This window comes from Chamaesiphon sp. OTE_8_metabat_110 (assembly GCF_031382685.1).
Lineage (GTDB): Bacteria > Cyanobacteriota > Cyanobacteriia > Cyanobacteriales > Chamaesiphonaceae > Chamaesiphon.
The window spans coordinates 1-9108 of the sequence record NZ_JANMZA010000541.1 but is presented as its reverse complement, the minus strand read 5'-3'; the positions used below and the strand labels follow the sequence as shown (position 1 = coordinate 9108).

Here is a 9108-nt window from a genome sequence, read left to right as displayed (position 1 = left end):
TTCCCCCCTTCCCCCTCCACCCTTTACCCTTTACCCTTTACCCTTTCCCCCATGACTCAACTCAAAGCAGTAATATTCGGTGCAATTGGTACGATCGTCGAAACATCCGATATCCAACGTCAAGCCTTCAACGCTGCCTTCACCGAAGCTGGACTTGACTGGCATTGGGATATCCCCACCTACCACCAACTCCTCAACACCAATGGCGGTCAAAATCGCATCCGTGCCTACCGCGATGCCGAACCCGTGCGGACTGGCGTTACCGATGAAGCGATCGCAAAACTGCACCACTCCAAAACCAAACATTTTGTAGACTTACTGGCAAATACCCCCCTTAGCCCGCGTCCCGGTGTAGTCGAACTGCTCGATACCTGCCACAAAGCAAATCTACAAGTGGCATTTTGCACGTCTACGAGTAAAGAGAATGTCGAGGGGATTAGGGAGGCATTAGCGCAACTGTTACCATTCGATCGCTTTGCCACGATCGTTACCCTCGATGACATCGGTCAGCCCAAACCAGCTCCAGACGCTTATATTTATTGCCTCCAACAGCTCGGCATCACCGCCGATGAAGCGATCGCGATCGAGGATACGCCCGTGAGCCTCTTAGCCGCTCAAACTGCTGGTCTGGTGACTATTGCCACTCCTGGAGCCGCATTCGGCGATCGGGACTTTTGTGATGCCAATCTCACCCTGTCGGACTTAACCAATCTTACCGTCGAAAACTTATCCTCACTACTTGCCGATCGCTGGCATCAAGCTAGCTACTTTAGCGTCTAAGCCTGCTGACATTCTTTTAATCTGCTGACTGTGCATAGTACTTTAAGGAATAAACCCAATGACAACCACCACAGATACCAAGCAAGAATCGATCGTCAAAATCCGCGACCTGATTAAAGATATTAACTTCTGCATGTTGACTACTCTAGATGAAGATGGCTGTCTGCGGAGCCGTCCGATGGCGGTCAATGGTGAAGTCGAAGCCAATGGCGACATGTGGTTTTTCACCTACGGTAGTTCGCACAAAGTCACCGAAGTCAACAAAAATCACCACGTCAACGTTAGCTTTTCTGCACCCGATAAGCAATGCTATGTTTCTGTATGTGGGATGGCAGAAATAGTCAAAGACCGCGCCAAAATGCAGGAACTCTGGAAACCAGAACTCAAAGCTTGGTTCCCTCAAGAGCTTAACGAACCCGATATCGCCCTTCTCAAAATCACCGCCACCAATGCGGAGTACTGGGATGCCCCGGCAGGTTGGGTTGCCAAAGCCGTTGGCTTTGTTAAAGCGGCAACCACTGGCGAACCCGATACTTCAACCGAACACGCCAAAGTCGATTTGAAATAGATAAGAAAGTGCCATCGGCAGATCCCGATCGCACTTTTCCATCTCTAATTAAGTAGATGGGCGTAATAAAATATAAGATATCCCGTAGGGTGGGCACTGTCTTGATGCGCTGAACCGTCGGGAAACTAGGGCTTCAGCTCAGCACCGCTGTCTTGTCTTGACGCACACAAACGGGAGGAAACCTCCCGTTCGATGCGTCGCTGTCTTGTCTCGCATAATCCGGGAGGAAACCTCCCTGCCGCGAGCCGCTGACCCAAAGCCATGGGTCGGGAACCTCCGCGTGATTTCAGTCGCTGCCCACCAGCTAGGCTTCAGGCATAATCTATTTCATAAATAATTGTGCCTACCTACTCACCAACGCCACAAAAACTATAGACCCGATCGCATTGTCATCGGTAATAGAGATAATTTAGGTACTAAGATTTACCAGCCGGATCGGCAGCATTGACGAGTTGCGGTTGCTGTTGGAGCGGTGGACGTTCGATGATTTGGGCGGCTGTGGGTCGATGCTGTGGCGATTCGATCCCGTCGATCGAGACAAACTTAGCAGTCGCGATCGATTCTTTGATAGCACAGATGATTTTGAGATCGATTAATCCCTCTCGTCCCGATATTGCTGGCTGTTTGTCGTGCAATACGCAGTCTGAGAAGTAGGTAAACACCGCCGCCAATTGGTCGCAAGCAGGAAAAATGCGCTCCTGTTTGGGCTGGTCGTCGATCGCCAGGACGTGCTTGATGTCGGCTTGCGACGCAAAAGCTGGCTCGACGTGCAAGTTACCCCCCGTACCCATCACTTGATAAGTCGCGAGCTTGGCGGCACCAAAACTACAGGTAAAACTTGCCAAGCGATCGCCTGGAAACTGCATAATGGCACTAGTCATTTCAGCAACTTCCCGAAAGCGTTCTTCCGGTTTACTCGCACTAGTGGCAAATACCGAAATCGGTTCGGATTGGAAGAGATAACGGGCGGCATTAATACAATAAATCCCGATATCTTCGATCGTACCGCTACCAGTTTCCGCCTTCATCCGACTGTTGGCACCTTCAGTCTGTTGAGCGAAGATCGCGTGAAAAAAGCGCGGTTCGCCGATCTGTCCGGATTTGACGATTTCGACAGCTTGTAAATTCGCCGCATCAAAGTGGAGCCGATACGCGATCGCTAATTTGACATTGTGTTCCTGAGCCACAGCAATCATCTGTTCGCACTCAGCCACCGTCACCGCCATCGGCTTTTCGCAGAGGATATGTACCCCCGCTTGGGCTGCTCTGACGGTGTAGTCGCAGTGCAATTGGTTTGGTAAGGCGATATACACTGCATCGATCGTGCCACTATTTAAGAGGTCGTCATATTGGGCGTAGGTATAAGTCTGCGACTCCGCGATTCCATACTTTTTGGCGACTTCGCTCCGCTTAGTCGGATTGTCAGATACCAATGCCACCACTTGAGAATTTTCAGTATTGGCAAAGGCAGGCAAAGCTGCTGCTTGGGCAAACCAACCCAAACCGACTACTGCATAGCGGATTTTCTGTGCATCTGTGGCGGGGTAGCGATCTTGAGTCGTCATTTGTCTACTCCAAGTTCTAGTGCGATCGGATCGATAGTTTAGGATAACAAGAGCCTAGAGACTGGAAGTCTCTGCTCATGATGCAAAGTCCGCCTACGCGGACTGATTAACCAGTCCGCGTAGGCGGACTTTGTAGTACTAGCCCCGATTTCAATCGGAGGCGGTGTCAGAGCGGAGCCAATATCCTTATCCCAAACTCACGCTAATCAATTGAAATTGGCACCGCTAGCTAAGCCGATCAGACTGCGGACGGGAGCTTCCACTGACTCTCTGGCGAGTTCTGTCGGCACGATCGTCCAGCCTGCGGCAAGCAGTTTTTGACAAGTCGCCCAGCCTTTGGTGCCGTTGGGCATCGGATAATCGCTAGCGCACAAATGGGGGAATGCTGTATGGGGTTTCCAGGGATGATATGGTTCTAATCGCAGATGTAGAGCTAGTTTGCCATTAGATCCAAACTTGGGCAGCCAACATATTTGTCCAGCCATTCAAAAGTCCTCCTAATTTCAATCGGTTATCTCTCAAGCTGTTGCTTAATCGCTCGGGATGAGCGCCTATTGTCATTTGTTAAGCAAACTTAACATTACTGATATTTCTCAAGTTACTCAAAATATTTTTGAGTTAACTCTGTCAAAGGTAAGAGTTATCAAGTTTGCAAAAAGCTCGATCGAATTCGCTCAGTTACAGCGGTTGGCAACTCGATCGGGTACAGTATGCCCCCGACTTCTGTGAGAAGTCGAGGATCTGAATCGGAGATCTGTGGTACCGCACTATTGACAATTTGCTGAAAATATGTTGAATTCCCCACTCACGATTTAGCCTTCTGTCGATCGCAGTGATGCGGGTTTGTGTGCTGCTTCCTTCCCGGTTTTGTCGCTTTCGACCAGATATTGAGGGTCTTCTTTCGAGGCATTGACACGATGACTTTTTATCTCCATTGGCTCTGTCAATTTCTGTTTGACAGTTCCTTCAATCGAGCCTTGTGCGCTCTCCCATTGTACTTTGTCGCCTTTTTTAAATTCTGACATCTGCTATTTTCTCCCGATCGATAATCGATACATTCCAATAGTTTATCGATTTGCAAATCGGCTGCTATCTGCCTATTGAGATAATTTCAGGCGGTCTGAACTATGATTAAAATGATTTACTGATAGACTTTGATGGACTGATATTCGACAACCTACAGATCTGTAAAAGCCCCTTTTGCAAAGATCTGTAGATCTGTAGGTTGGGTTGAAGAATGAAACTAGGGCATCCACACGATCTATCTATGAGTGTGTTGGGTTTCGCGGCTCAACCCAACCTACAGATCTTTCATACCAAATCTGCTTCACAAACCCTTCTTTCGCGATCGAAACCCCTTGCCCTCACCCCCAGCCCCTCTCCCAAGCTTGGGAGCGGCGTTTTTATTCGGGGGTTCCCCCCGAATAAAAAAACGACAAGACAGAGGGGAGCCAGAGCCGGAGGCGAGGGCGGGGTGAGGGCGAAGGGTTGGGGACTAAGCAAATGGGGGTTGGGGGATTTGGATCTCCGATTCACATCAAACAACATCTATTCATCAGCTAGATCGTAGTTCAAATGGTATATCTTAACAGTTTATAGCGTATATACTAAAGAGCGAACTGCTGTATTGCAGCGCTGCTTGACTCTACCGATCGCCGGATCTTTAGTAACTAACGACAAGATTGTCAATGGGTCGATCGGGGGTTGATATATAGTGGATGTGGTACGACAATTAAGAGATGTAATCCCGAGTTAAATGACATAGGAGAAACAGATGCTCGATCGGGAATCATCGAAACAATCGCCATCTGAATCTCCAGGCGTTGGCAGAGAGCCATCTCCAAAGGAGAATCGAGCGTCATTTCCGACCGCCTTGGTGGCGCGCTTCGCGATCGTGGGCGTGGGCGCTTCGGCAGGGGGATTGGATGCCTTTAAACAATTGTTGCGGCACTTGGCGATCGATACGGGGATGGCATTCGTGCTGATCCAGCACTTAGCCCCCGAACATCAGAGTTTACTCGCCGAACTGCTCGGGCGGACGACCGCAATGCCCGTCTGTGAGGTCACTGAGGGGATGGAGATCGCTCCAGATCGCGTCTATATCATTCCCCCAAATACCACTATGAAGCTCGTGGGGCGGGTGTTTCACCTCTCGCCCCGCGAACGGACGGCTAGCGGCTATATGCCAGCCGATCGATTTTTTGAATCGCTGGCGGCTGGGTGCGGGAGTCGGGGAATTGGGGTAGTGCTATCTGGTGTCGATGGCGATGGGTCCGTGGGACTAGCGGCAATTAAAGCCGCAGGCGGCATTACTTTCGCTCAAGATCTGCCCTCTGCCCAATTTGATGGAATGCCCGAACACGCGGCGCAAACTGGTCGAGTAGATTTTATCCTCCCGCCCCAGGCGATTGCTGCTAAACTCAATGAGATCGGTCGCCAGTGGCAACTGGAGCCAGGATCGTCGATCGATCTCCCGCCGCCATCAGCCCGAGAGCCATCGGCACCAGATGAGCAGCCCGTACTTACAGCTAGTGCGGCACCCGTAGATCCACTCAGCCAAATATTTGAGTTGCTGCGGCAGCATACGGGTGTGAATTTTGCACTATACAAACAAGCCACGATCCAACGGCGCGTTCAGCGGCGAATGTCCCAACATGCTGTCACCAGACTGGAAGATTATCTAACTTGTCTCGACGGCAATGCGGCAGAACTAACTGCTCTATATCAAGATTTTTTAATCGATGTCACGAGTTTTTTTCGCGATCCAGAAGTCTTTCAATCTCTAACTGCAAGTATCTTACCGCAGATCGCCCAGCAGCACTCGCAATCCCCGATTCGGATTTGGGTCGCGGGATGTGCGACGGGGGAGGAAGCATACTCGATCGCGATCTGTTTGCTGGAGGTGCTAGAGGGGGTCGTGCCCCAGCCAGCAATCCAGATTTTTGCTACCGATCTCAATATTCAGGCGATCGAAACTGCCCGAGTGGGGATTTATCCACAGAGTGCGGTCGCACATATTTCTCCAGAGCGGTTGCGGCGGTTTTTTGTTCCCAGCGGCGATAACCATCAAGTTAGTAAATCGGTGCGAGAATTATGTATATTTGCCAGACACAATCTCTGTAGCGACCCGCCATTTTCCCGAATGGATCTGATTTCTTGTCGCAATGTGCTGATTTATTTTGAAGCCACACTGCAAAAGCGGGTGATGCAAAATTTGCACTACGCGCTCAATCCCAACGGCTGCTTGCTGCTGGGCACTTCCGAAACCGCCACAGCGACAGAGTTATTTACACAGGTCGATAAGCAGCACAAAATTTACGCCAAGAAACTCGCCCTCGTCCTGCCTAGTCTCGACTTACCACTGCTAAACGAGCTGACCCAGACAACTAGCTACCAACACCCACCTAGCACGCGTCCAGCCACCGAACTCCAGCTCACACAGCTCGCCGACGATCTCGTCTTGCAGCGCTATGCACCAGCCGGGTTAATTGTCAATACCAATCTGGACATCCTCGAATTTCGGGGCAATACCAGCGCCTATTTGCAGCCCGCTCCCGGTAAGTCCAGCCTGAAAGTCATGAAAATGGTGCAGGCGGGTCTGAGAGCCGAACTCCGCACGGCGATCCAGCAGGCAAAACAGCTCGACCGATCGATCGAGCGGATTGTCGAATGCCATCTGCAAAATTCCCAGCTCAACGCTAACATAAATGCCGGATCGACTGCTGTGAGGCTGGAAGTTATTCCCTTGCGGGTGCCCAGCGCGGCAGACGGTTACTTGCTGATTTTATTTGAAACCATCGCTCCCCAACAGATCTCGACTACCGCACCAGCCCAGCGCAAAGCCAAGCAGACGCTCGTCGAGCTAGAAAATACCAAACTCAAACAAGAATTAGCAGCGATGCAGGCGCAGATGCAACTGATGATTGACGAGCAGGAAGCCGCCACACAGGATTTTCGGGCAGCCAGCGAGGAAATTCTCTCTAGTAACGAGGAGTTGCAAAGCACCAACGAGGAATTGGAAACTGCCAAGGAGGAAATCCAGGGCGCGAATGAAGAATTGATGACGGTGAATGAGGAACTACGCAGTCGCGATCGAGAATCAACTCAACTCAATAACGATCTGGTCAACATCCTCAGTAGCATCCAACTACCAATTTTAATTGTCGGCACCGATTTGCGGATCGGCAGATTTACGCCGATGGCCGAGCCACTATTCAACCTGATTGCTGCCGATATCGGCAGGTCGTTTAGTAATATGCGTCACAATCTCGATCTGCCCGATTTGGATCGGCAGATCCTCCAGACGATCGATACCCTGACGATTTATCAGCAGGAGATCCAAGATCTGGCGGGGCATTGGTATCACCTGACGATCCGACCCTACAAAACTGTGGAAAATCAGATCGTCGGTGCCACGCTCGTCTTAGCAGACGTAGACACACTCAAACGCCACCAACAGGAGATTCAAGCTGCCCGCGATTATGCTGCGGCGATCGTCGAAACCGTCCAGTATCCCCTCGTCGTACTCGATGGCGACCTGCGGGTCGTGAGTGCTAATGGCGCATTCTATCGCATGTTTCAGCTCGATCCGCCGCAAGTCGAGGGGCAAGAGATCGACACATTGGCCGATGGTTGCTGGCAAATTCCGGGCTTGCGATCGCGCTTAGAGGCGCTACGACAGGAACAGATGCCATTCCAAGATGTGGAGATCGAATATCGGTGCGATCCGACTGACACCAAGACCTTGCTGTTCAATGGTTGGCAAGTTTTAAATACTGGCGATTGGCAATTATTTTTACTGGCGATCTCAGATATCACCGAGCGCAAACAGATCGAAGCCCACCGGACGCTCCTCGCCCAGGAACAAGCCGCCCGCGCGACGGCAGAAGCAGCCAGCCTCGCCAAAGACAACTTCTTGTCGATGCTCTCCCACGAACTGCGCAACCCCCTGAGCGCGATCGTCGGCTGGGCGCAGATGATCCTTAGCGGCAAGTTAAGTCCGGCGCAAGTTCAGCGCGGCTTGGAAGTGATCGATCGCAGTGCCAGTGCCCAAAACCAACTGATTGAAGATCTGATCGATATCTCCCGCATCAACAATCAGCAGCTCAGGATCGACATCGAACCGATCGATCCGATCCCAGTCATTGCCGCCGCAATCGATACACTCACGATCGCCGCTGCTGACAAAAATATTCGGCTCGAACGACAACTAGACCCCTTCCCCAGCCGAGTTTTGGGCGACGCCAGCCGGATCGAGCAAATCCTGTTAAATCTCCTCTCTAATGCCATTAAATTTACCGCATCCGGCGGTAAAGTTATCGTCCGCCTCTCCCTAGTACCGATCTCGCCCGCGAACCCGATCGCTTATGCTCAACTTCAGATAATTGATAATGGTAAAGGGATTAGTCCCGAATTTTTACCATATATCTTCGACAGGTTCCGGCAGGCAGATAGCTGCTCCACCAAGATGGAAAACGGACTCGGACTCGGCTTAGCGATCGTCCATCACCTCGTCAAACTCCATGGCGGTCAGATTTCAGTTACCAGCCAGCTCGGAGAAGGCTCCACCTTCACCGTCCAACTGCCCCTAGCACCGGATTTGCCACCTGACACCCCGGTACTGCCAGCCGCCGCAGCGCCCCTCCTAGCTGGCGATGACGCCAAACTACTGGCACCCACCACTCGATTCCGCAAAGCGGAGGCTACGCCAACGACACCATCCCTAACTGGCGCAACGATCCTCGTCGTCGATGACGAACCCGATGTGCTGACACTCATTACCACGATCCTCCAACAAGCTGGCGCAACAGTCACAGCAGTAGGCTCGGCGAACGCCGCCATTCAAACGTTGCAGGCGCAGCCACAAGCCTACGATCTGCTCTTGTCCGATCTGGGGATGCCAGATACCGATGGTTGGACGCTGATCCGCCAGATCAGAACCTGGAGTGCTGAAGCTGGGGGAGAAATCCCTGCTGCGGCACTAACAGCTTACAACACGATCCGCGATCGGCGCATCTCTCACGCCTTTGGATTTCAAATCCTCCTCTCCAAACCGATCCAGCCAGCCCAACTCGTCGCAGACGTTGCCAAGCTCGTCCACAAACCCGCGTAGGGTTTCTAGTACTAAGCGCATAAGGGTACCCACAAGGGGCACCCCGACAGGTTAATTGTGTAGGGGTGCCCTCAGAATCTCCG

At 51.6% G+C, this 9108-nt stretch carries 6 protein-coding genes; 3 read left to right on the top strand and 3 right to left on the bottom strand.

Annotated features, from left to right (window positions below):
- Positions 1 to 780, top strand: a 780-nt coding sequence (locus RMO52_RS19655; protein WP_310417627.1) for an HAD-IA family hydrolase, incomplete at its 5' end; no start/stop codon positions are given.
- A gap of 58 nt (positions 781 to 838) precedes the next feature.
- Positions 839 to 1348 carry a pyridoxamine 5'-phosphate oxidase family protein gene (locus tag RMO52_RS19650; protein ID WP_309744905.1) on the top strand — a complete coding sequence of 170 codons (510 nt, stop codon included), beginning with the start codon at positions 839 to 841 and terminating at the stop codon, positions 1346 to 1348.
- Positions 1349 to 1764: 416 nt separating this feature from the next.
- Here the strand turns inward: RMO52_RS19650 and RMO52_RS19645 are convergent, their stop codons facing one another.
- The 3 genes from RMO52_RS19645 to RMO52_RS19635 all read right to left on the bottom strand — a co-directional run bounded on the left by RMO52_RS19645 (position 1765) and on the right by RMO52_RS19635 (position 3938).
- Positions 1765 to 2913 (bottom strand): Gfo/Idh/MocA family oxidoreductase, encoded by a 1149-nt coding sequence (locus tag RMO52_RS19645; RefSeq protein ID WP_310417624.1) that lies wholly within the window; start codon positions 2911 to 2913, stop codon positions 1765 to 1767.
- A 206-nt stretch (positions 2914 to 3119) separates the two neighbouring features.
- Positions 3120 to 3398 carry a hypothetical protein gene (locus RMO52_RS19640; RefSeq protein WP_309744900.1) on the bottom strand — a complete coding sequence of 93 codons (279 nt, stop codon included), beginning with the start codon at positions 3396 to 3398 and terminating at the stop codon, positions 3120 to 3122.
- Positions 3399 to 3725: 327 nt separating this feature from the next.
- Entirely contained in the window at positions 3726 to 3938 is a 213-nt protein-coding gene (locus RMO52_RS19635) for a DUF2945 domain-containing protein (protein WP_309744898.1), read from the bottom strand.
- A 749-nt stretch (positions 3939 to 4687) separates the two neighbouring features.
- On the opposite strand from RMO52_RS19635, the gene RMO52_RS19630 reads away from it, so the two are divergent.
- On the top strand, positions 4688 to 9025 hold the full coding sequence (locus RMO52_RS19630; protein WP_310417620.1) for a CheR family methyltransferase: 4338 nt from the start codon (positions 4688 to 4690) through the stop codon (positions 9023 to 9025).
- The last annotated feature ends 83 nt before the right edge of the window (positions 9026 to 9108 follow it).